This window comes from Pseudoxanthomonas sp. z9 (assembly GCF_006542425.1).
Taxonomy (GTDB): Bacteria; Pseudomonadota; Gammaproteobacteria; order Xanthomonadales; family Xanthomonadaceae; genus Pseudoxanthomonas_A.
The window spans coordinates 18,333-41,647 of the sequence record NZ_VFID01000001.1; the positions used below are offsets into that span (position 1 = coordinate 18,333).

Sequence of the window (23,315 nt, forward strand, 5' to 3'; positions counted from 1 at the left end):
GGTGTCGCGTCGGCCGCCACCACTACCACCACCATTACCACCCCGATTAGCAGGGTGCGGCTGGTTGTGTTCGCGTAATTCGCAAACCACGGCCCCGCACCCGAATCAGGATGCGGGGGAGCCCAAAGCCTGATCCGTGTACCGGGCCTCCTATCGAGGTTCCGTCCATGTCGTCCAGCGTCGCCGCTCCACCCAAGCTCCCCTCCAGAACGCCGCAGTCCGCCACGATCGTGCACAAGTTCGGCGGCACGTCCGTGGCCGACGCGGAACGCTATCGCCACGTCGCCCAGTTGTTGCTGGCGCGCGAGGAGGTCCAGCAGATCACCGTGGTCTCGGCGATGAAGGGCGTCACCGACGCGCTGATTGCGCTGGCCGAACGGGCGTCCGGCAACCTGGCCGAGTGGCGTGATCACTGGCACGAACTGCGCGCACGCCATCGTGGCGCGGCGGTCGCGCTGCTGGCCGAGAATGCCGGCCCCACGCTGGAATGGATGGACGCGCGCTTCGACGAACTGGCCGAAATCCTTGGCGCGCTGGCGGTGATCGGCGAGTTGCCGCGCGAAGTGCTGGATCGGGTGCAGGGCCTGGGCGAAGTGTTCTCCGCGCACCTGCTGGGTGAGTACCTGAGGATCCGCGGCGAGGACTGCGCGGTGCTGGATGCGCGCGACGTGCTGGTGGTGGATCGCGGCGACCTGGGCGTGGACGTGGACTGGCTGCAGAGCGCGCAGCGGCTGTCGGACTGGCGCGCCGGGCATCCGCAGCGCCGGCTGGTGGTCACCGGCTTCGTCGCCCGCGACCGTTCCGGCCGCATCACCACCCTGGGCCGCAACGGCAGCGACTACAGCGGCGCGATTTTCGCGGCCCTGTTCAATGCCGACGAACTGCACATCTGGACCGACGTGGACGGCGTGCTGTCGGCGGACCCGCGGGTGGTGCCGGAAGCGGTGCAGCTCAGCGCGCTCAGCTACGACGAAGCCTGCGAACTGGCCTACTTCGGCGCCAAGGTCGTGCATCCGCAGACCATGTCGCCGGCCATCGAGCGCGGCCTGCCGATTGTCATCCGCAATACCTTCCATCCCGAGCATCCGGGCACGAGAATCACCGCCGCCAGCGATGCGCATGGCCCGGTGAAGGGCCTGACCCTGAGCCCGGATCTGGCGGTGCTGAACCTGGAAGGCACCGGCCTGATTGGTGTACCTGGCACCGCCGAGCGCGTGTTCGCCGCATTGCGCGACGCGCGGGTGTCGGTGGTGATGATTTCGCAGGGGTCCTCGGAGCATTCGATCTGCTGCGTGGTCAAGAGCGCCGAGGCGCAACGGGCGCAGAACGCGCTGCTCAATGCGTTCGCGCATGAACTGACCATCGGCCAGGTCCAGCGCGTGCAGCGGACCGATGGAGTCAGCGTGCTGGCCGCGGTCGGCGACGGCATGGCCGGCCAGCCCGGCGTGGCCGCGCGCCTGTTCGAGGCGTTGGGACGGGCGCGGGTCAACATTCTGGCGATCGCACAGGGTTCGTCGGAGCGCAACATCTCCGTGGCCATCGACAGCGCCGATGCGACCAAGGCGCTGCGGGCCGCGCACGCGGGCTTCTGGCTGTCGCCGCAGACCTTCTCGGTCGGCGTGATCGGACCGGGCAACGTCGGCGCCACCCTGATTGAACAGCTGCGCGCGGCGCAGCCGCAATTGCTGGGCAAGGCCAACCTGGATCTGCGCCTGCGCGCGATTGCCTCCAGCCGCAAGATGCTGCTGGACGAGCGCGGCATCGGTGCCGACTGGCGCGAACGCTTCGAGGCCGGCACGCAGGCGGCGGATCTGGATCGCTTCACCGCCCATCTGCTGTCGGCACACCTCCCGCACGCGGTGATCGTGGATTGCAGCGCCAGCCCGGAAGTGGCCGAACGCTACGCCGACTGGCTGGCCGCCGGCATCCACGTGGTCACTCCGAACAAGCAGGCCGGCGCCGGTCCGCTGGCCCGCTACGAGGCCATCCGCGAAGCCACGGCCGCCAGCGGCGCGCGCTTCCGCTACGAGGCCACGGTCGGCGCCGGCCTGCCGGTGATCTCGACCCTGCGCGATCTGCTCGATACCGGCGATGCGGTGGTGTCGGTCGAAGGCATCTTCTCCGGCACCCTGGCGTGGCTGTTCAACAAGTACGACGGCAGCGTGCCGTTCTCGCAACTGGTTACCGAGGCGCGCGGGCTGGGCTATACCGAACCGGACCCGCGCGACGACCTGTCCGGCACCGACGTCGGCCGCAAGCTGGTGATCCTGGCGCGCGAGGCCGGGCGCTCGCTGGCGCTGGAGGACGTGGCGATCGAGAGCCTGGTGCCGGAAGCGCTGCGCAACGCCAGCGTGGAGGATTTCATGGCGCGGCTGCCGGAGGTGGATGCCGTGTTCGCCGAGCGCCTGGCGCAGGCGAAGGCCGCCGGCCAGGTGCTGCGCTATGTCGCCCGGCTGGATGGCGAGGGCCGGGCGCGGGTCGGGCTGGTCGCGCTGCCGGCGGCGCATGCGTTCGCCAACCTGCGCCTGACCGACAACATCGTGCAGTTCACCACCCGGCGTTACTGCGACAATCCACTCATCGTGCAGGGGCCGGGCGCCGGTCCGGAAGTGACCGCGGCCGGCGTGTTCGCCGATCTGCTGCGGGTGGCCGCCGGACAGGGAGCCAGGCTGTGAAGGAGGAACAGGTGGGAGCAACGGCAATGACCGACACGGCGAGCGCGTTCTCGCCGGCGTCGGTGGGCAACGTGGGAGTGGGATTCGACATCCTAGGCCACGTGATCGAAGGCGCGGGCGATACCGTGCACGTACGGCGCATCGCCGCGCCGGAAGTGCGCATCGCCGACATCCGCGGCACCACCGTGGATCTGCCGCGCGACGCGCCCGGCAATACCGCCGGCGCGGCGCTGATTTCGCTGCTGGAGGCGGAACGCCCCGGCTTCGGATTCGAAATCGAGATCGAGAAGGGCATCCCGCTCGGATCCGGCATGGGCGGTTCGGCCGCATCGTGCGTGGCCGCGCTGGTGGCCGCCAACGCGCTGCTGCCACGGCCGCTGTCGCGCGAAGCGCTGTATCCGCATGCGCTGGTCGGCGAAGCCGTCGCCAGCGGCGGGCGTCATGGCGACAACCTCGGGCCGATGCTGCTGGGTGGCCTGGTGCTGTCGACCGCGGATCGGCTGGTGCCGATTCCGGTGCCCGAGGCGTGGCATTGCGTGCTGGTGCATCCGGACGCGGTGCTGGAAACCCGGCGCGCGCGCGCGGCGCTGGCCGGCGCCTACGAACTGAAGGAGTTCGTCGCCCAGAGCGCGCATCTGGCGCTGCTGCTGGCCGGCTGCCAGCGCGGCGATGCGACGCTGGTACGCGAAGGGCTCAACGACGTGCTGATCGAACCGCGCCGCGCGCCGCTGATCGGGGGGTTCGACGCGGCCAAGGCGGCGGCGCTGGCGGCCGGTGCGATGGGCGCGAGCATTTCCGGCGCCGGACCCAGCGTGTTCGCCTGGTTCGAGTCCCGCACCCGGGCCGAAGCGGCGGCGCCAGGCATCCAGGCGGCGTTCGCGGCCGCGGGTTTCGGCAGCCAGGCCTGGGTGTCGCCGATCGCGGCGCCGGCGGCGCGGCTGCTGTAGCGCGTGGATCTTTCGCTGGCGGCGTGGCCGGTGTTAGTCCGCCTCCGCCCGCGATCACCGCCAACATGCGGTCGGCCACTTGGGCCACCGGCAATCTCTTCCCCTACGGAAAAACGATGAACTTCATCTCCACCCGCGATGCTTCCGAACCCGCCCGCCTGAGCGCGGCGATTGCCGCCGGCCTGGCACCCGATGGCGGCCTGTATGTGCCCGTGCAGCTGCCGGCGTCGCGCACGCTGCGCGCCGGTGCGAACCTGGCCGATACCGCGACCGGGTTGCTGGCGCCGTTCTTCGAAGGCGATGCGCTGGCACCGGAGCTGCCGGCGATCTGCCGCGAGGCATTCGATTTTCCGGCGCCGCTGGAGCCGCTGGCCACCCCGGGCGATCACGTGCTGGAGTTGTTCCACGGACCGACCGCCGCGTTCAAGGATTTCGGCGCGCGCTTCCTGGCCGCCTGCCTGACCCGGCTGCGGCGCGACGACGTGCAACCGCTGACCATCCTGGTGGCGACCTCCGGCGATACCGGTGCGGCGGTCGCGGCAGCCTTCCATCGCCAGCCGGGCCTGCGCGTGGTGGTGCTGTATCCGGACGGACGGGTCTCGCCACGGCAGGCGCACCAGTTGGGTTGTTTCGGCGACAACATCGCCACCTTGCGCGTCGCCGGATCGTTCGATGATTGCCAGGCACTGGTGAAGCGCGCGCTCAACGACGGCGATCTGCAATCGCAGCTACCGCTCAGTTCCGCCAACAGCATCAGCCTGGGCCGGCTGCTGCCGCAGATGAGCTACTACGCCGACGCCGCCCTGCGCCATCACGCCGCCACCGGGCAGGCGCTCAACCTGGTGATTCCGACCGGCAACCTCGGCAACGCGCTGGCCGCGATCCTGGCGCGCGCACTGGGCGTGCCGCTGGACCGGATCGTGCTGGCGACCAACGCCAACCGGGTACTGCCGGATTACTTTGGCGGCGGCGACTACGCGCCGCAGGCGAGCGTGGCGACGATCGCCAACGCGATGGATGTTGGCGCGCCGAGCAATTTCGAGCGGTTGCGCTGGCTGTATCGTGGCGATGACGCCGCATTGCGCGCCGCATTCACCGCGCGCAGCGTGGGCGATGCCGCGATTCGCGAAACCATCGCGCGCCGGCATGCCGATTTCGGCGAAGTGTTCTGCCCGCATACCGCCACCGCGGTGAAGGTGCTGGAGCAATTGCGCGCGGCGGGCGAGGGCGGACATTGGGCGGTCGCCGCGACCGCGCATCCTGCCAAGTTCGAAAGCATCGTCGAGCCGTTGATCGACCGGCCGGTCGACGTCCCGCCCGCGCTGGCGGATCTGCTGGCGCGCCCGGCCCACGCGGATCCAATGCCGGCGGACTATGACGCCTTGCGCGACCGGCTGGCGGCCCTATCCTGAGCGGCATGAGAAAACCCTTCATGCTCTCCCTGGCCCTGGGCATCGCCCTGGGCCTGGCCACCTCCGCCAGCGCCCAGACCGCGCAGGATGCCAGCCGGCTGAAGCCGGGCGAATACATCTGGGCACCGCGGATTGCGCCCGAAGGTCCGGTGGTGCTGGTGGTCAGCCTGGACGAGCAGCGCGCCTACGTGTATCGCAACGGCATCGCGATTGGCGTGTCCACCATCAGTTCCGGCAAGCCGGGCAAGGACACGCCGACCGGCGTGTTCACCATCCTGCAGAAGAACAAGGATCACCGCTCCAACCTCTACAACAACGCGCCGATGCCGTACATGCAACGGCTGACCTGGGACGGCATCGCCCTGCACGGCGGCCATCTGCCCGGCTATCCGGCCTCGCATGGCTGCGTGCGCCTGCCGCAGGCCTTCGCCGAACAGCTGTTCGGCATCACCCAGCGCGGCGACACCGTGGTGGTGGCCAATGCCAAGGCGGCTCCGGCCAGCGTGGTGCACCCGGCGGTGCTGGCGCCGGTGACCCGCAGCGGCCAGGCGGTGGCGGCGCCGTTGGGCGAGTTCGAGGTCTATTGGGACGAGGCGGCGGCGCCGCAGGGACCGGTCAGCATCCTGGTCAGCCTGTACGACCGGCGGGTATCGGTGCTGCGCGACGGCGTCCTGATCGGATCGGCGCCGCTGCAGCGGGTCGGCGATCTGGAACTGAACGGCACCGTGCTGTTCGTGATGACCACGGAGATGGAAGACATTCCCAGCCTGCTGGATCCGCAGCGTCACCAGCACCGCTGGGTCGCCCACCGGGTGCTGGGCGAGGATGGCGCGGCGATGCCCACGTTGCAGGCGTTGGGCCAATCCTTCTGGGTGCCGGAGGCGTTCTCGCGCCGCCTGTATGGCATCCTTCAGCCCGGTACCACCGTGCTGGTCTCGGATCTGCCCGGGGTGCGCGCAACGCCGGCCGAACAGCCGGCCGAGCCCGTCTTGGAATCGGATCCCGGCGGCCCCATCCAGCCCTGACGCGATGGCCAGCGGAACGGCGCTCGCTTCTTTCCTCCGTTGCCCCGTGGTTCCGTATGCCGCCCCGTTTCCGCCTGCTTTCCCTCGCCAGCCTGCTCGCCAGCGTCGCCTTGCCGGGACAGGCGCAGAACGTGCCCGCCACGAGCCTGGTCGATCAGCTCGCGCGCACCGCGCCGAAACTGGATCGCAAGGTGCTTTCGCTCGCCACCCAGGCGATGTCCTGCACGCTGCGCGGCACCGCGCTGCCGCCGACCCTCAGCGTCATCGACTATTCGCGCCCGTCCACCCAGCCGCGCCTGTGGGTGTTCGATCTGGCGCGGCAACGCCTGCTGTTCGAGGAATGGGTGGCGCACGGCCGCAACACTGGCGAAAACCTGGCCAGTCGTTTTTCCAATGAAAACGGCAGCTACATGTCCAGCCTGGGCGCATTCCGCACCCAGGAAGCCTACGTGGGCGGCAATGGCTATTCGCTACGGCTGGAAGGGCTGGAGCCAGGCATCAACGACCGGGCGCGCGAACGTGCCATCGTCATCCACGGCGCGCCGTATGTCAGCGAAACCCTGATCCGCCAGCAGGGCCGGCTCGGCCGCAGCCTGGGCTGCCCGGCGGTGCGCACCGCGGTGGCGCGGCCGCTGATCGACACGATTCGCAACGGTTCGTTCGTGTTTGCCTACTATCCCGACCAGGACTGGCTGCGGCATTCTCGGCTGCTCGGCGCGGCCTGTGAAGGCGGCACCGCCGGCACCACCGCCGCGCGCGCCCAACCCTGATGTCCTTCCGGAGCCCTTTCGATGAGCGACAACCCGCGCCTGACCGTCACCCTGCACCAGGAGCAGGATTTCCAGTTCCGGGTCCGTTTCGACGGCACCGCCATTCCGGAACTGCTGACCGATGAATCCGAGCCGCTGGGGCAGGGCGCCGGTCCCAGCCCGACGCTGATGCTGACCACCGCGATCGCCAACTGCCTCTCGGCCAGCCTGCTGTTCGCGATGCGCAAGTTCAAGAACCAGCCCGGACCGCTGGTGACCACCGCGACCACCGAACTGGTGCGCAACGAACAGGGCCGGTTGCGGGTCGGCCACGTGCAGGTGGACATCCAGTTGGCGGAGGCGGCCGAGGCGTATCAGTCGCTGGAACGGTTGCTGGCCCAGTTCGAGAACTTCTGCACGGTGACCGAGAGCGTCCGCCACGGCGTGGAGGTTTCGGTCAGCGTCCGCGATGCCGACGGCGTGCAATTGCACGGCATCGAGGTTCCGGTCGGCGCCTGAACACCGCCGGCGCATCGCCGGAACCTGCCGCGAACGCTTATCCGTCGGCCCGCGCTGGCGCCGGCGCGGCCACGTGGCATGATGCGGGGGTATGCCGACCATGCCCCGACCCTCGTGATCGCTCCCATCAAAGGCAAGGCCACGTCGCTGGACATCGCCCATCTGGCGGGCGTATCGCAGCCGACCGTGTCGCGCGCGCTGCGCGGCAGCCCGATGGTCAACGAGGAAACCCGCAAGCGCATCCAGGCGATCGCGGCGGAGCTGAACTACAAGGTCGACAAGAACGCCTCCAACCTGCGCCGCCAGCACTCCGGCACCATCGCGCTGCTGTTCTTCGAGGATCCTACGCCCGACGACTCGCAGATCAATCCGTTCTTCCTGTCGATGCTGGGCTCGATCACCCGTGCCTGCGCGCTGCAATCCTACGACCTGCTGATCTCGTTCCAGCAACTGTCGACCAACTGGCAGGCCGACTACGAGGACAGCAACAAGGCCGACGGCCTGATCCTGCTGGGCTACGGCGATTACCTGGAAGCGCAGTCGCGGCTGGAGCAACTGGTCCAGCAGGGCACCCATTTCGTGCGCTGGGGCGCGGTACTGCCGGGCCAGCCCGGCATCTCGATCGGCTGCGACAACTTCCAGGGCGGCCACGACATCACCGTGCATTTGATCGGGCAGGGGCGGCACGACATCGCCTTCCTCGGCCATGCCTCCAACCACTACCCGGAGTTCTTCGAGCGCTATCGCGGCTACGCGCAGGCGTTGCAGGCCGTCGGCAGCCCCGCGCAGCCGTCATTGCAGGTGGACGCGGTGACCAGCGAGCAGTCCGGTTATGAAGCGGTGCAGGAACTGCTCAGGCGCAAGGTCCGTTTCGATGCCATTTTCGCCGCCAGCGACCTGATCGCGATCGGCGCGATGAAGGCGCTTCACGAACACGGTCGACGGATTCCGCAGGACGTGGCAGTGGCCGGCTTCGACGACATCCCGCTGGCCGCGTTCGTCACCCCCGGACTGTCGACCGTGCAGCAGGACACCAAGCGGGCAGGCCAGATCCTGGTCGACAGCCTGCTCCGGTTGATCAATGGCGAAGCGGTGGAAAGCCAGTCGATTCCCGCACGGGTGATCCTGCGCGGATCCACCGGCGCCTGATCACTTGCCGGAAGACCCGTCAGGCCACCCGTCAATCCGCCTTCGGCGCCTTGCGCCGCATCAGTTCGCGCAGGCGCTCGCGGGTGTCGGCGCGGATGATGGCGCCATCGTGGAAGAACACGCGAACGCCGTGGGCGGGCACTTCGGCGCGTAATTCGTCGCCGACCCGTTGGCGATCACCGGTGAACGCATCGCGCCATTCGCCGGGTTGCAGGTAGTCGTCCACCTTCATCGTCGCTGGCCGGTCCGCCTTGTTCAGCAGCACCAGCGCGGTCTGGCGCTGGCCGCCGTGATCGTAGACGCGGTAGAACACGGCCTCGTCGCCCTTGAGCGACACGTTCAACTGCAGGCCGCGTTGCAGGGCGATCGAATCGCGGCGCAGGCTGGCGATGCGTTTCAGCGCCGCGTGGATGGGATGCGTCGGCGCGGCGTCGATGCGTTCCTGGCCGAAGTAGTTGCGGTTGCCGGCGTGTTCGGCGCGGCCGCGCATGAAGCCGGTTTCCGAGCCGTAGTAGATCACCGGAATGCCGCGCGCGGTGAACAGCCAGTTGTGCGCATCGATGAAACCGCTGTCGGCGGCATTCATGCGCGCCATGTCGTGGTTGTCGTAGAAGGTCATCAACTCGTACGGGTTCGCGTACGGGCCGTCCTCCAGGTACAGCGCCTTGCCCAATTCGGCGAAATCGCTGCCGGGTTTCTCGAACACTTCCACCAGCTTCGCCTTCAGCGGGAAGTCGAGCACGCTGTAGCCGCCGTTGCGGCGCCAGGTATGCCCGGCGATGCTGGCGGCGTCGTAGTTGAAGTTCTCGCCGAACATGAAGAACCCGGGTCGCTTGGCGCGGATGCGGTCGGCGAAGCGCTTCCAGAAGCCGTGCGGCATCCAGGCGATGGTGTCGACCCGGAACGCGGCCGCGCCCTGATCGATCCACTGTTCGTAGGCGCCCACCAGATAGTCGAGCACGGCGGGATTGTCCTGGTCGAAGTCGGACAACTGGGCCAGGCCGCCGCCGGTGTTGTAGAAGGCGTGCAGTGGATTGCCCTTGGGGTCCAGCTGCTCCGGCCGCAGGTTCTGGTGATCGGCGACCAGCTGGCCATCGCGGTCCCACAGCTTGCCGTACTGCGCCTGCGGCGCGGGCATGGTGTAGGAAGGCGAACCGTGGTTGGCGACAATGTCCAGCACCACGTCCAGTTGCTGGCCCTTCATCGCGCGGGTGAAGCCGGCGAAATCCAACCCGGGACTCGGCAGGTGTTCGTCCAGGCGATAGAAGTTGATGCCCCAGTAGCCGTGGTAGCCGGTCTTGCCGCGATCGGTGAAGGCGCCGTTCCAGATCACCGGGTCGCCGCCGGTGAACGCCTCGTCGGGATTGTCGACGATTGGCGTGACCCACACCGACGTGAAGCCGAGGTCGCGGATGTAGCCGGCGTTGTCCAGCAGGCCCTTGAAGTCGCCACCCAGGTAACCGACGTTGTCGGACTCGCCGGCCGGCGCGCCGGGTGTCGGCAGGTCGAAGCTGCGATGGGCCCCGCCCTGATCGCGGTGATCGTTGCCGGGATCGCCGTTGACGAACCGGTCGGTCAGCACGAAGTACACCGCCTCGCGGGCGAAGGGTTCGGTGGTGCCGTAGACATCGTCCGCGCGGACCTTGACGGAAAACGACAGGACGGGCAGCAGCGCCGCCAGCAGCGCGCATGCGGAAGGTCGCATCAATGCACCTGGGGAGAAAAGGAGGCAGAGTCCGTCGGAGCGACGTGTTCCTGCACGCGCACCAGCGACAGTGCCGCCAGCAGCAGGCTGGCGCCGCTGATCACCAGCGCGAAGATCGGCTGGTTGCCGAAGAACGCACGCAGCGCCGGACCCAGCAGGGTGGCCGCGACGATCTGCGGGATCACGATGAACATGTTGAAGATGCCCATGTAGATGCCCATCCGATCCGCCGGCACATGGCTGGACAGCAGCGCATAGGGCATCGACAGGATGCTGGCCCAGGCCACCCCGACCAGCGCGAACGACAGGATCAGCCAGCCCGGCTGCGGCACGAACCACATCGACAGGAAGCCCAGTCCGCCCAGGACCAGCGAGCCGGTGTGTACCGCCTTGCGGTTCAACGGCAGGCGCGCGGCGTACAGCGACAGCAGCAGCGCCACCAGCATCGACGACAGGCCGTAGTAGCCCATGTAGGAGCCGACCAGGTCGGCCGCGTCCTGGAACGCGGCGTTGGCGCTCTGGAAGGCGGCCGCCTGCGCGGGGACGGCCATGTCGAACGCGGCCGGGTCCGGTGCCGGTGCCTTGAACACATGCTCGGTCAGGCCGGGCGTGGCCATGCTCCACATGGCGAAGAAGGCCAGCCAGCTGAAGAACTGGACCGCGCCCAGGCGACGCATCTGCGCCGGCATGTGGATCACGTGGTGCAGGACTTCGGCGACCAGGCCTCCCTGGGCGTTTCGATTGGCCCGGAACCCTGCTTCGTCCTCCGGCGGATACTCCCGCGTGGTCAGGACCGTGACCAGGATGCTGGCGAGGAACACGAACGCGCCAATCGCGAAGGCGATCTTCACCGATGGCGGCACCACGCCGGGACCGGCCTCGTTGGGAACACCCAGGCGGGTGACCAGCCATGGCAGGTTGCTGGCCAGCCAGGTGCCGATGCCGATGATCAGGGTCTGCAGGACGAAGCCGTAGGAGCGCTGGCTGTCCGGCAGCTTGTCGGCCACCAGCGCACGGAACGGCTCCATGCTGATGTTGATGGAGGCATCCAGCACCCACAGCAGGCCCGCCGCCACCCATAGGGCCGGCGAGTGCGGCATGAACACCAGCGCGATCGAACTGAGGATCGCGCCCGCGAGGAAGTAGGGCCGGCGCCGGCCCAGCCGCGGATGCCAGGTGCGATCGCTGAAGTAGCCGATCACCGGCTGCACCAGCAGGCCGGTCAGCGGCGCGGCGATCCAGAGCAGCGGCAGTGAATCCTTCTCCGCGCCCAGGGTCTGGAAGATGCGCGACATGAAACCGCCCTGCAGGGCAAAGCCGAACTGGATGCCGAGGAAGCCGAACGACATGTTCCAGATCTGCCAGAAGGACAGGCGCGGCTTCGGGGTCATGCGGGATTCCTGTGCGGGAACGGTGGTCGCATCGCCGGCGGCGTGCGTTTCTGGTGCGGCGATTCTTGCAGCATCGCCCGCCGGTTCCATGCTGCACTGCAAACAGGAAATGGCGCTGGCGGATGCTTCCGGATGGCGCGACGCGTGCGGGAGGAAGTTGTCGGAAACATCTTGTTTTCAGCGGCCTGGTGCGTATGAAAGAGCAGTCTTTCCGCGAGCGGACGCGCCCGGGAGAGGTCCGCCGCGGCGCATCCATGCATACGTATTCATGCCGGTCCCGGCGCGTGCCGGCGCAACGCCGATGCGCGGACGTGGAATAGTGGCGCCCGTTGCGTGACCGGCCGGCACGCCGAAACCACGAGTTCCGGGGAAGCGATGGACAACAAGCATTGGTGGCGTGGCGCGGTGATCTACCAGATCTATCCACGCAGCTTCCTGGACACCGATGGCGACGGCGTGGGCGATCTGCCCGGCATCGTCGATCGGCTGGACTACATCGCCCGGCTGGGCGTGGACGCGATCTGGATTTCGCCGTTCTTCAAGTCGCCGATGGCCGATTTCGGTTACGACATCGCCGACTACCGCGACGTGGACCCGCTGTTCGGCACGCTGGCCGACTTCGATCGCCTGCTGGACAAGGCGCACTCGCTCGGCATCAAGGTGATGATCGACCAGGTGCTGAGCCACTGCTCGGCCGAGCACGCCTGGTTCAAGGAAAGCCGCGAGAGTCGCGACAATCCCAAGGCCGACTGGTATGTCTGGGCCGACCCGAAGGAAGACGGTACCGCCCCCAACAACTGGATGTCGCTGTTCGGCGGCGTGGCCTGGCGCTGGGAACCGCGCCGCGAGCAGTACTACCTGCACAACTTCCTGGCCGCGCAGCCGGATCTGAATTTCCACCATCCCGACGTGCGCGCCGCGACCCTGGACAATGTGAAGTTCTGGCTGGACAAGGGCGTGGACGGCCTGCGCCTGGACGCGATCAATTTCTGCTTCCACGATCGCCAACTGCGCGACAACCCGCCCAAGCCCAAGGAGAAGCGGGTGGGGCGTGGTTTCAGCGCCGACAATCCCTACGCCTACCAATACCACTACCACAACAATACCCAGCCGGAGAACGTCGCTTTCCTGGAGGAACTGCGCGCGCTGATGGATCGTTATCCGGACGTGGCCGCGCTGGGCGAGATCTCGTCGGAGGATTCACTGGCGACCACCGCCGAGTACGTCACCGAACGCCGGCTCCACATGGGTTACAGCTTCGAACTGTTGACCGACGATCACAGTGCCGGCTACATCCGCGGCACGGTCGAGCGGCTGGAAGCGGCGATGACCGAGGGCTGGCCCTGCTGGGCGGTCTCTAACCACGATGTGCAACGGGCGGTGACGCGGTGGGGGCAGGGCGATGCCTCGCCCGGACTCGCGGCCCAACTGGTGGCGCTGGTGTGTTCGCTGCGCGGTTCGGTATGCCTGTACCAGGGCGAGGAACTTGGACTGCCGGAAGCCGACGTGCCCTATGCGGATCTGCAGGATCCGTACGGCAAGACCTTCTGGCCCAACTTCAAGGGGCGCGACGGTTGCCGCACGCCGATGCCCTGGAACGCGCAGGAACGCGCGGGTTTCAGCGACGGACGGCCGTGGCTGCCGATTCCCGCCGGGCATCGCGCGATCAGCGTCGCCGCGCAGGAAGCCGATCCGGCATCCGTGCTCAACCGCGTGCGCGCCTTCCTGGGGTGGCGTCGCGAACAGCCGGCATTGACCGCCGGTTCCATTACCTTCCTGGATGCGCCGGAACCGGTGCTCGCCTTCCGCCGCGAAGGCGAAGGACAGTCGCTGCTGGCGGTGTTCAACCTGTCCGCGCAGTCCGTGCATTGGTCCTTGCCGGACGATCTGTCGGTGCGGCCCATCGACGCGCCGGGCGTGGTGCCGGGCCAACTGGAGCAACGCCGGATCGCGCTGCCCGCGCGCGGCGTGTTCTACGCGCGCACCGACTGAAAAGAGAACCTCGATTTCCTGGCGATATCCACGGCGCCCCTCATTCAGGTGCGCTGCGTTCGCGCGCGCAAGCCATTCCCGCGCCGTCCCGATGGAACCCTGGTTACACGCGGTTGAAAACGCGATGAATACGTATGCAGGCCGATTTGTGCGGGCTTTCCGGCCACTACCATTGCCGCACGTTCCGATGCAATCCATCGCGCCGGCGCGCCAGACCCGGACGATCGCCCGCGACGCATCCGGTTCATCGCATACAACGTCCTTGGAGAGGGGAACATGTTGCAACACAAGCGCAATCTGCTGAGCGCGGCGCTGGCTTCCGCCATCGCGCTGGCCGCGACCGGCGTACAAGCCCAGACCGCCAACACCACCGGACAGGATCCGCAGGCCGAGGCCACCGAGCTCGACACGGTCACCGTCACCGGCATCCGCCGTGGCATCGAGGAAGCGATCTCGGTCAAGCGCGACTCCACCTCGATCGTCGAGGCCATCTCCGCCGAAGACATCGGCAAGCTGCCCGACATCAGCATCGCCGAATCGCTGGCGCGCCTGCCCGGCCTGGCCGCGCAGCGCGTTGCCGGTCGCGCCCAGGTGATCAGCGTGCGCGGCCTGTCGCCCGACTTCTCCACCACGCTGCTCAACGGTCGCGAGATGGTCAGTACCGGCGACAACCGCAGCGTCGAGTTCGACCAGTATCCGTCCGAGTTGATGAGCGGCGTCACCGTCTACAAGACACCCGATGCGGGCCTGGTCGGGCAAGGCCTGTCCGGCACGCTGGACATGCAGACCGTGCGCCCGCTGAGTTTCGACGAGCCGGTCGGTGCGATCGGTTTCCGTGGCCAGCGCAACTCGCTGGGCAAGGCGGCGGACGCGTCGGCCTACGGCGAACGCGTCAACGCCAGCTACATCACCCAGTCCAAGGACCGTCGCTTCGGTTTCGCGATTGGCTACTCGCACTCCAAGACCCCGATCCAGGAAAACCAGGTCGGCCTGTACGAGCCGTGGCAGGCGATTGGAGACAACTGGCGTCCGGGCGTGCCGGCCGGCACGTTCTATTCGGACGGCATCAAGGCGCTGCGCCGTACCGGCGAGACCAAGCGCGATGGCGTGATGGCGACCCTGCAGTTCCGCCCGTCCAATGCCTGGACCAGCACGCTGGACCTGTTCCACTCCGAGGCCGAACAGGTCAACACAGCGAACCAGTTCGAAGTGCATATCGGCGATTACAACGGTGGCTACGGGCGGTTGAACGTCACCAACCCGGTCATCAACGGCAACAATACCTTCACCGGTGGCACCGCCAACAACGTGTACCCGCTGGTCCGTGGCATGTACAACTACCGCGAGGACGAGATCAACGCGTTCGGCTGGAACAACGAGTTCAACGTGGGGCAGGTCCGCCTGGTCGCGGACATCAGCTATTCCAAGACCAAGCGCGACGAAATCAACCTGGAGAACAACACCCAGTTGCTGCCGGCGCCGCAACTGGATTCGATCGCACTGGCCTATCGCCAGAACAACTTCTCCCAGCTCAACCCGGGCCTGGACTATTCCAATCCCGAGACGCTGTTCCTGACCAACACCATCTATGGCTCCGGCTACGGCAAGACCCCGAAGGTCGAGGATGAGCTGAAGGCCATCAAGCTGGCGGCATCGCTGCCGCTGCCCGAGTCCTGGGGCTGGTTCTCCGATCTCGACGTGGGACTGAACTATGCGGATCGCCACAAGTTCAAGCGCCAGCCGGAAGGCAACATCAACCTCGGCGCGCAGGGCATCACCGCGATCGGTTCGGATCTCCAGTACGGCCTGGTGGACCTGAACTTCGCCGGCGTCGGCTACATCCCGTCCTGGAACGTGCCGGCCGCGGTCGCGCGCTACATGGTGTTCAACCCCGTCGACAACCTGTCCTACCTGATTCCGAAAGCCTGGGATGTGGACGAGGAAATCTCCACCGCCTTCGTCCGCGCCAACATCGATACCGAGTGGGGCGGGGTGCCGGTGCGCGGCAATATCGGCGTGCAGGTCCAGCACGTCGACCAGGCCTCGCAGGCGCGCTACTGGGACAGCACCCAGCCGGCCGGCAGCAACATCCAGCCATTGGACGGCGGCAAGACCTACACCGACGTGCTGCCCAGCCTGAACCTGGCGTTCTCCTTCCCGAACGAGCAGACCCTGCGCGTGGGCCTGGCCAAGCAGGTGGCGCGTCCGCGTGTGGACGAGCTGCGCTCCTCGCTGGAGTTCGGCGTCAACACCGCCACCGGCGAGCCGGGTGCGAGCGGCGGCAATCCGAACCTGGATCCGTGGCGCGCCTACGCGTTCGATCTGTCCTACGAGAAGTACTTCGGCACCAAGGCGTATGTCTCGGCCGCGTTCTTCTACAAGGATCTGCGCACCTACATCTTCACCGAGAAGCGCTATGGCTACGACTTCACCGATTTCCTGGTGGACTACGTGCCCGGCCCGAACGAACCGCCGACCCTGACCACCGGCCCGTTCACCGCGCCGTACAACGGCACGGGCGGCACCCTGAAGGGCCTGGAGCTGACCGCCTCGCTGCCGCTGGATCTGTTCAGCGACGCGCTGCAGGGCTTCGGCATCATCGCCAGCGCCGGCTTCAACGACAGCGACATCACCATCCCGCCGCCGCCGAATGCGCAGAGCAGCGTGGGCAGCCAGAACATCATGCTGCCGGGCCTGTCCAAGCGGGTGTACAACCTGACCGCGTACTACGAGCGCAACGGGTTCGAGGCGCGGGTCAGCCAGCGCCGTCGGTCCGACTTCATCGGCGAAATCGGCAACTTCGACGGCGATCGCTCGCTGCGCTACGTGGTCGGCGAGGACATCACCGACGCCCAGGTCGCCTACAACTTCGGCGACGGCAGCGCGCTGGCCGGCCTGAGCATCCTGTTCCAGGTCAGCAACCTGACCAACTCGCCGTACCAGACCTACGCCGGCAGCAAGGACCGGCCGCTGGAATACATCGAGTGGGGCCGCACCTACCTGTTCGGTGTGAACTACCGGTTCTGATGCCGGCACGCATCGAGGGAAACGGAGACTGCCGGCGCAAGCCGGCAGTTTCTTTTTGTGCGGTGCCGAAACGACACGGTTTCATTGGGACAGGTGTGGTCAAATTTTCGCCAACCACCTTGACAGCCTTGCGGGGACTGGGCGCGCGCGGGTTATCCACATCTTTGTGCAGGTTTCATCCACACCGGTTGTGGACAAGCGCAACCGGCGCAGCGTGGTCGGCGTGATGGAAACCCGTGGACGCAAACGGGGATGCAAAGTACGAACGCAAAAAGAAAGGGCCAGGCTCGCGCCTGGCCCTTCCGGTATTTTGGTGGAGAGGATGGGGATCGAACCCACGACCTCGTCATTGCGAACGACGCGCTCTCCCAGCTGAGCTACCCCCCCACGAGGGAGCGAATAGTCTAGCGCCTCGCGCTCCGGTTGCCAACCGGGAGGGGTTCAGCCCGGATTGTTGGTCGATTGCCGCCTGCAGCCGTGTCAAGACCTGAAACCGCGTCGCATCGGATGCGTCATCCGGTCGTGGCGGCGGCTTCGCGATCAAGCAGCGGTTCCAGCTCGGCCCGGCGCCAGCCGGACAGGGCGCCGGGCCACTGCCCGGATTCCAGCAGGACTTCCAGGTAACGACGCGAGGCCAGCACGCCGTCAGGCAGGCCGAGTTCGGCGCTGCGGCGGGCCACCGCGTCCTGCAGCTTGCGCAGCGCGGCCTTGTCGCGATCGGTGGCGGCGCGGGCCAGCGGCGCTTCGGCCTCGTCCACCAGCGGGGTGGACAGGGCCTCCCACAGGGCGTCGGCCAGCTTGCGCGGCGCCTTGGGCTGGGCGTCCAGCCAGCGACCCAGCGCGGCGCGATCGGCCGGCGGTGTGCGTGCCAGCGCGACCGCCATTTCATTGTCCAGAATCCAGCTGCGTGGCTTGTCGCTGCGGCGGGCGGCGGCATCGCGCCAGCGCAGCAGCCGCAGCAGGCGGTGCTGGGCGGGCGCATCCAGGAACTGCGCACTGCGCATGGCCAGGTGTGGCCAGCGATCGCCTTCTTCCTGGGTCGCGTTCTCCAGCAGGCGCCGGCTGTCCTCGACCAGCCAGTCGCTGCGGCCACTTTCGTGCAGGCGGGCGGCGAGGACGTCGTGCAGCGCGAACAGGTAGTGCACGTCGTCCGCAGCGTACTTGAGTTGCGATTCGCTGAGCGGACGGCGCAGCCAGTCCGAACGCGTTTCGCCCTTGGCCAGGGCGACGCCGGTGATCTGTTCGACCAGTTTCTGGTAGCCGATGCCGGCCGCGATGCCGGCCAGGGCAGCGGCGATCTGGGTGTCGAACAGCGGTTGCGGCGCGACGCCGCAGGTGTAGCCCAGGGCCACCAGATCCTCACTGGCGCTATGCATGACCTTGAGGATGCGGGTATCGCCGAGGATCGTGGCCAGCGCCTGCGGCATGCCGGGCTGCAGCGGATCGATCAGCAGGATTTCCTCGCCCACCGCCATCTGGACCAGCGCCAGTTGGGGCCAGAACGTACGCTCGCGGACGAACTCCGTGTCCAGGCCGATGCGGGCCGGAGGCGTGGCGAAGAACGCGGCGAGCGCGTCCGGGGTTTGAATCCAATGGGGCACGAAATCTCCGCTGAATGCATTGGTTGCCGAGTCGGGAGACAATAGCCTACCGTCGCGGGACGGATTTCGGTGAGTGTGGAGGGCGGTTTGCGCGCGTTTGGCCTGCTGGTGCTGACCGGTCTGGTGCTGTGCGGTTGCTCGCGCGAGCCCGCGGCGTCGCGCAATGCGCGCGGCGATGCGGCCGACGTGCGCATGCCCCGGATCACCGTCACCGGTGACGACAGCGTCAACGCCGCGCTCAACTGGCAGCCCCCGGTGGTCCTGCTGGCGCAGGAGGGCGTCGCCGACGCGCGCAGACGCGCGGCGCGGGCGCTGGAGGAAGGACGCCTGTATGCCGGTCCCGACGATGCGATTCCGCTCTACCTGGCCATCCGCCGGCTCGACCCGGAAGACGCCGTGGCCCGCAAGGGTCTGGACCAGGCCCTGGATCGCCTGCTCGAACGCGGCGAACGGGTGCTGAAAACCGCCGAGGACCGCGACGAGGACGCGCGCGAGGCGGCCCAGATCGCCGCGGTGGCGCGTGCCATCGATCCGGACGACGAGGCCGTGCTGGCCTACCTGTCGCGGGTGGATGAAGTCGAACAGTTGACCCGTCTCAACCTGGCCAGTGAGCGCGCGCTCAACGGCGGGCGGTTGGGCGAGCAGGGGGGCGGCGCGCTGGCGGGATTTCGCGAAGTGCTGAAGTGGAAACCGGGCCAGGCACGTGCGCTGCAGGGCGTGGCGGCGGTGGAGAGCGCGCTGATCCGGCGCGCCGAGGATGCGGCGCTGGCCGGCGATTTCGACGGCGCGCGCAACTGGCTGGCGCATGCGGGCAAGGTGCGCGGTGGCGACGAGGCCATCACGGTGGTTGACGCGCGCCAGCGGATCGAGGCGATTCGCACGGTGCGCATCGCCGGGCTGCGCGAGTCCGGCGTGCAGGACCTGCAGTCGCCGCTGGGCCTGAAGGCCGCGCGCGAAAAGCTCGCGGAAGTGTTGCGTATCGCGCCGCCCGGCGATCCGGTCGCGGCCGATTTCCGCCAGCGGATTGAACTGGCCACCCATTACGGGCTTTTCCGTCCCGGGCAGGCATTCACCGATGCGCTCGGCAATGGCGGCCGCGGGCCGGAAATGGTGATCGTGCCGCATGGTGCGTTCCGGATGGGCGCGGACGACAACGAACTGGGCTCCGCCGATGCGGAAAAACCGGCCCACTATGTCCGCTTCGATCGCGGTTTCGCGATGGCGCGCAACGCGGTGACCGTCGGTGAATTCCGCCGCTTCGTGCAGGCGACCAGCTATCGCCCGCGCGCGACCCGGCGCGGACATTCCATCGTCTACGACGAGCGCAGCGGCAACTTCGTCCGCCGCAGCGGCGTGGACTGGCAATCCGACCATAGCGGGGCGCCGGCGCGCGAGGACATGCCGGTGCTGCACGTCAGCGTCTACGACGCCGAGGCCTACGCCGACTGGTTGACCCGCCAGACCGGGCATGGCTATCGCTTGCCCAGCGAGGCGGAGTTCGAATATGCCCTGCGCGCGGGCGTACAGGGCCGCTATCCCTGGGGCAACGGGGTGCCACCGGCCAAGGTGGAGAACCTGACCGGCGGCAATGACGCCTCGCCCAGCGGCCGCCATTGGAACAACGCCTTCGTTGGCTACGGCGACGGTTACTGGGGACCGGCGCCAGTGGGCAGCTTCCGGCCCAATGCCTGGGGGCTGCACGACATGGGCGGCAACACCAGCGAGTGGGTGGCCGATTGCTGGCACGCCAGCTACCGGCGGGCGCCGGCCGACGGCGCCGCCTGGTTCAATCCCGGTTGCCGCTCGCGGGTGGTGCGGGGTGGCTCCTGGGCCAGCGCGCCAGTGCAGGCGCGGGCGGCATGGCGTTCCTCCTCGGATTCGGATATGACTAATGCGCGGGTGGGCTTCCGCGTGGTGCGTGGCATCTAGCCGGCGACTGGGAGAAGGCGATGAGGAACGATCCGTTCGGGCAGGGACAGTACGAACAGGGCGGCGCGCCCCGGCGGCGCGGCCTATTCGGCAATGTGCGCTGGCTGATCCTGCTGGGGTTCGCGGGCTACGCGGCGTTCTACTGGTTCTCCAACCGGGTGGTGGATCCCTACACCGGCGAGAAGGTGTTGATCGACAGTTCGATCAGCGTGGAGGAGGAAAAGGCGCTGGGCCTGCAGGCCTACCAGGAAATCCTCTCGCAGGAACGCCCGGTCGATCCAGACTCCCAGATCGCCCAGCAGGTGCGCGCGATCGCGCAGCGCCTGATCGACAAGATCCCGGAGGTCGAAGCGGCGATCGCCCAGGAGCGTGGCACCCAGGCCAGCGGCAACTGGCGCACTTTCGACTGGGATGTCAACGTCATCCAGTCAGACCAGGCCAATGCGTTCTGCCTGCCTGGCGGCAAGATGGCCGTCTACACCGGGTTGATCCCGGTCGCCAAGAACGCCGATGCGGTGGCGGTGGTGATGGGCCACGAGATCGCGCATGCCCTGTTGCGTCATGGCGCCCAGCGCATGTCCCAGCAGAAACTGACCCAGATCGGGCAGATGGCCGGCGCGATGAGCGGCATGGATCCGCAGCAGCAGCAGATGGTGATGGCAGCGATGGGCTACGGCTACCTGCTGCCTTACGCGCGCACGCATGAAACCCAGGCCGATGAAGTCGGGCTGATGCTCGCCGCCGCGGCCTGCTTCAATCCGCAGGAAGCGGTGCCGCTGTGGGAGCGCATGAGCGAGGCCAGCGGTGGGCAGGCGCCGCCCGAGTTCTCCTCCACCCATCCCAACCCCGGCACCCGCATTCAGAACCTGACCGCGCTGATGCCCAAGGCGATGGAATACCGCAATCGGTACTGCAAAGAGGCGGCGGCGCAATGATCGCGCGCCGGTGGGCGGCGATGCTGCTGGCCGGCGGACTGGCGGTATCGGCGCAGGCGGCGGTCAAGGACCAGGCCGCCAACGGCTTCACCGTCGAGAACAGCCAATGGGTGCCGGTGACGCCGGAAGCGGCGTGGAAGGGACTGGCCGAGATCGGGCAATGGTGGCCGAAGGATCACACCTGGTGGGGTGACGCCTCACGCCTGAGCCTGGAGCCGCGCGCCGGCGGCTGCTTCTGCGAAATCGACGGCCTGCGCCAAGCCCGGCACATGACGGTGGTGTTCGCCGAGCCAGGCAAGCTCCTGCGCCTGACCGGCGGTCTTGGACCGCTGCAGGGAATGGGATTGTCGGGGGCGATGGAATGGCGCCTGGCCGAGGAGAAGGGCGGCACCCGTATCACGCTGTGGTATCGCGCCGGCGGTTACACGCCGGACGACCTGCGCACCCTGGCCCCGGTGGTGGACCGGGTGCAGGCGCAGCAACTGGGTGGATTGGCGGAGTATCTGCGCAAGGGCGGGTAAACGCTCGCCGCCGGCGACTGGAATCGGAACCGCGTAGAGCGGAGCTTGCTCCGCTGCTTTTTTGGGGTGTTGCAACGTTGTCTGCCTTCGTTTCCGATGACGCATGAGAAACCAAAACCAAGGCAGCGGAGCAAGCTCCGCTCTACCTCAGAGCTTGCTGAAAACCGTCGCCGCCACCAGCAACCCGAATCCCGCCACCACCAGCCAGAACGCATGCGGCGCCAGCACCGGGATATAGCCGAAGCGTGCGGCGATGCCGCCGCCGCCGAGCAGCAGCGCGATGAGCCAGACGCCGAAGGTGGGAGGGGTGAGTTTCATCCGGTTTCCTTGGTTGTGCGATCGTGCAGTGGAATGCGCAGCATAGCCGCGGCTCAGAAGCTCATGAAGAGGCCGCCGTTGACCGGCAGGTTGGCGCCCGTGATGTAGCCGGATGCATCGTCGGCCAGGAACGCCACCGCGCGTGCGATGTCCTCCGGCGCGCCGATCCGGCCGACCGGGACCGAGGCGACGGTACGATCGCGGACTTCGGGTGGCATCGCGCGGGTCATCGGTGTTTCGATGTAGCCGGGCGAGACGCTGTTGACGGTGATGCCCTTGGCTGCGACTTCGCGCGCCAGCGACATGGTGAACCCGTGCAGGCCGGCCTTGGCGGCGGCGTAGTTGGTCTGGCCGAAGTTGCCGGTCTGGCCGCTGACCGAGCTGATGTTGATGACCCGGCCGAAGCCGCGCGCCTGCATGCCGTCGATGGCGTGGCGCGAGAGGTTGAACACGCTGCCCAGATTGACCTCGATGACCGCTTCCCACTGCGACTCGTCCATCTTGCGCAGGGTGGAGTCGCGAGTGATGCCGGCGTTGTTGACCAGGATGTCCAGCCCGCCGTGTGCGTCCTGCACATCGCGCACGAACGCGCCGCATGCGGAAAAGTCGCTGACGTCCAGCGGCATGAAGTGGATGTCCAGCCCGGCGGTGGCGTCGGCGAACGACGCCCGGCGCGCATCATCGGCGGGCAGGTCGGCGGCGATGACGGTATGGCCGGCGCCGGCCAGTTGCTTGCAGATGGCGGTGCCCAGGCCGCCAATGCCGCCGGTGACGACCGCGACGCGTTTGTTCATGAAGGGGATCCTCGAAAATCGGATGGCATGAAAAAGCCCGCGCCACGGGACGCGGGCTTGCTCACGGAAACGGGATTCAGCGGGCGCGGGTCTTCGGCGTCTCGCGCGGGGCTTCCTTCGGCTTGGCGGTGGCCGGACGACCCAGGCCGCCGCCGCTGAGGTTGCGCTGGAATTCCTGCCACAGCTCCAGGTTGCGCTCGGTCAGCTGGTTCATCATGGTCCAGGGCGTCTGCCCCAGCAGGTTGCCCATCTGGCTGCGGAACTGCTGCTGCTGCTCCATGAAGATCTGCATGCTGCGCTCCAGGTAGTTGCCCATGAAGCCCTGCAGCGAGTCGCCGTAGAAACGGATGATCTGGCTCAGCAACTGGGTGGACAGCACCGGTTCGCCGTCCTGTTCCTGCTCGCTGATGATCTGCAGCAGGACGGTGCGGGTCAGGTCCTCGCCGCTCTTGGCGTCGCGGACCTCGAAGTCCTCGCCGTCGACAATCAGCTGGCGGACGTCCTCGATGGTGATGTAACTGGAAATCTCGGTGTCGTAGAGACGGCGGTTCGGGTACTTCTTGATGATGCGGATCGCAGCCATGAAGCAATCACTCTAAAACGCAGTGCCGGGCAGCATGACGCAG

General features: G+C 67.6%; 18 protein-coding genes and 1 tRNA gene. 12 read left to right on the forward strand and 7 right to left on the reverse strand.

Annotated elements, in window-relative coordinates; translation table 11 throughout:
* Window positions 1-167: 167 nt before the first annotated feature.
* From thrA to FG323_RS00115, 7 genes are all read left to right on the forward strand, one after another.
* A complete protein-coding gene (gene thrA, locus FG323_RS00085) occupies window positions 168-2,675 on the forward strand; it encodes a bifunctional aspartate kinase/homoserine dehydrogenase I (protein WP_141452400.1) in 2,508 nt (835 codons plus the stop codon).
* Window positions 2,676-2,701: 26 nt separating this feature from the next.
* Window positions 2,702-3,622 carry a homoserine kinase gene (locus tag FG323_RS00090; protein WP_141452401.1) on the forward strand — a complete coding sequence of 307 codons (921 nt, stop codon included), beginning with the start codon at window positions 2,702-2,704 and terminating at the stop codon, window positions 3,620-3,622.
* Window positions 3,623-3,738: 116 nt separating this feature from the next.
* The gene (gene thrC, locus FG323_RS00095; RefSeq protein ID WP_141452402.1) at window positions 3,739-5,034 is read left to right on the forward strand and encodes a threonine synthase; all 1,296 of its coding nucleotides are present in this window, start codon (window positions 3,739-3,741) and stop codon (window positions 5,032-5,034) included.
* A 20-nt stretch (window positions 5,035-5,054) separates the two neighbouring features.
* Window positions 5,055-6,059, forward strand: coding sequence for a L,D-transpeptidase (locus FG323_RS00100; RefSeq protein ID WP_255469958.1), 1,005 nt, complete (start codon window positions 5,055-5,057; stop codon window positions 6,057-6,059).
* Between the two features lie 56 nt (window positions 6,060-6,115).
* Window positions 6,116-6,829, forward strand: a complete 714-nt coding sequence (locus FG323_RS00105; protein WP_141452404.1) for a murein L,D-transpeptidase catalytic domain family protein — start codon at window positions 6,116-6,118, stop codon at window positions 6,827-6,829.
* A gap of 21 nt (window positions 6,830-6,850) precedes the next feature.
* Window positions 6,851-7,327: an OsmC family protein gene (locus tag FG323_RS00110; protein ID WP_141452405.1), complete on the forward strand. Its 477-nt coding sequence runs from the start codon at window positions 6,851-6,853 to the stop codon at window positions 7,325-7,327.
* A gap of 114 nt (window positions 7,328-7,441) precedes the next feature.
* A complete protein-coding gene (locus FG323_RS00115; protein ID WP_255469959.1) occupies window positions 7,442-8,476 on the forward strand; it encodes a LacI family DNA-binding transcriptional regulator in 1,035 nt (344 codons plus the stop codon).
* A gap of 31 nt (window positions 8,477-8,507) precedes the next feature.
* Here the strand turns inward: FG323_RS00115 and FG323_RS00120 are convergent, their stop codons facing one another.
* A complete protein-coding gene (locus FG323_RS00120) occupies window positions 8,508-10,181 on the reverse strand; it encodes an alpha-amylase family glycosyl hydrolase (RefSeq protein WP_141452406.1) in 1,674 nt (557 codons plus the stop codon).
* Window positions 10,181-11,572: an MFS transporter gene (locus FG323_RS00125; RefSeq protein WP_141452407.1), complete on the reverse strand. Its 1,392-nt coding sequence runs from the start codon at window positions 11,570-11,572 to the stop codon at window positions 10,181-10,183. The genes FG323_RS00120 and FG323_RS00125 overlap by 1 nt, the downstream gene beginning before the upstream one ends.
* 375 nt (window positions 11,573-11,947) lie before the next feature.
* Between FG323_RS00125 and FG323_RS00130 the strand changes: the two genes are divergently transcribed.
* On the forward strand, window positions 11,948-13,564 hold the full coding sequence (locus FG323_RS00130) for an alpha-glucosidase family protein (RefSeq protein WP_141452408.1): 1,617 nt from the start codon (window positions 11,948-11,950) through the stop codon (window positions 13,562-13,564).
* A 276-nt stretch (window positions 13,565-13,840) separates the two neighbouring features.
* A complete protein-coding gene (locus tag FG323_RS00135) occupies window positions 13,841-16,591 on the forward strand; it encodes a TonB-dependent receptor (RefSeq protein ID WP_141452409.1) in 2,751 nt (916 codons plus the stop codon).
* Window positions 16,592-16,902: 311 nt separating this feature from the next.
* Here FG323_RS00135 and FG323_RS00140 read toward each other — a convergent pair.
* Window positions 16,903-16,978: transfer RNA gene (locus FG323_RS00140), tRNA-Ala, on the reverse strand.
* Window positions 16,979-17,103: 125 nt separating this feature from the next.
* Window positions 17,104-18,192, reverse strand: coding sequence for a ribonuclease D (rnd, locus tag FG323_RS00145; protein WP_141452410.1), 1,089 nt, complete (start codon window positions 18,190-18,192; stop codon window positions 17,104-17,106).
* 192 nt (window positions 18,193-18,384) lie between these two features.
* Here rnd and FG323_RS00150 point away from each other — a divergent pair, with 192 nt between their 5' ends.
* Genes FG323_RS00150 through FG323_RS00160 form a run of 3 tightly spaced genes read left to right on the forward strand, consistent with a single transcriptional unit; the run spans window position 18,385 to window position 21,577 of the window.
* Entirely contained in the window at window positions 18,385-20,121 is a 1,737-nt protein-coding gene (locus tag FG323_RS00150) for a formylglycine-generating enzyme family protein (RefSeq protein ID WP_141452552.1), read from the forward strand.
* A gap of 20 nt (window positions 20,122-20,141) precedes the next feature.
* Complete coding sequence (locus FG323_RS00155) at window positions 20,142-21,056, forward strand: M48 family metallopeptidase (RefSeq protein WP_141452411.1); 915 nt, start codon at window positions 20,142-20,144, stop codon at window positions 21,054-21,056.
* Window positions 21,053-21,577, forward strand: coding sequence for an SRPBCC family protein (locus FG323_RS00160; RefSeq protein ID WP_141452412.1), 525 nt, complete (start codon window positions 21,053-21,055; stop codon window positions 21,575-21,577). The genes FG323_RS00155 and FG323_RS00160 overlap by 4 nt, the downstream gene beginning before the upstream one ends.
* Before the next feature lie 147 nt (window positions 21,578-21,724).
* On the opposite strand, the gene FG323_RS19565 is transcribed toward FG323_RS00160, so the two are convergent.
* The 3 genes from FG323_RS19565 to phaR all read right to left on the reverse strand — a co-directional run bounded on the left by FG323_RS19565 (window position 21,725) and on the right by phaR (window position 23,272).
* Window positions 21,725-21,895, reverse strand: coding sequence for a hypothetical protein (locus FG323_RS19565; RefSeq protein ID WP_181444031.1), 171 nt, complete (start codon window positions 21,893-21,895; stop codon window positions 21,725-21,727).
* Window positions 21,896-21,948: 53 nt separating this feature from the next.
* A complete protein-coding gene (gene phbB, locus FG323_RS00165; RefSeq protein WP_141452413.1) occupies window positions 21,949-22,689 on the reverse strand; it encodes an acetoacetyl-CoA reductase in 741 nt (246 codons plus the stop codon).
* A gap of 76 nt (window positions 22,690-22,765) precedes the next feature.
* Window positions 22,766-23,272 (reverse strand): polyhydroxyalkanoate synthesis repressor PhaR, encoded by a 507-nt coding sequence (phaR, locus tag FG323_RS00170; RefSeq protein ID WP_141452414.1) that lies wholly within the window; start codon window positions 23,270-23,272, stop codon window positions 22,766-22,768.
* Window positions 23,273-23,315: the final 43 nt, after the last annotated feature.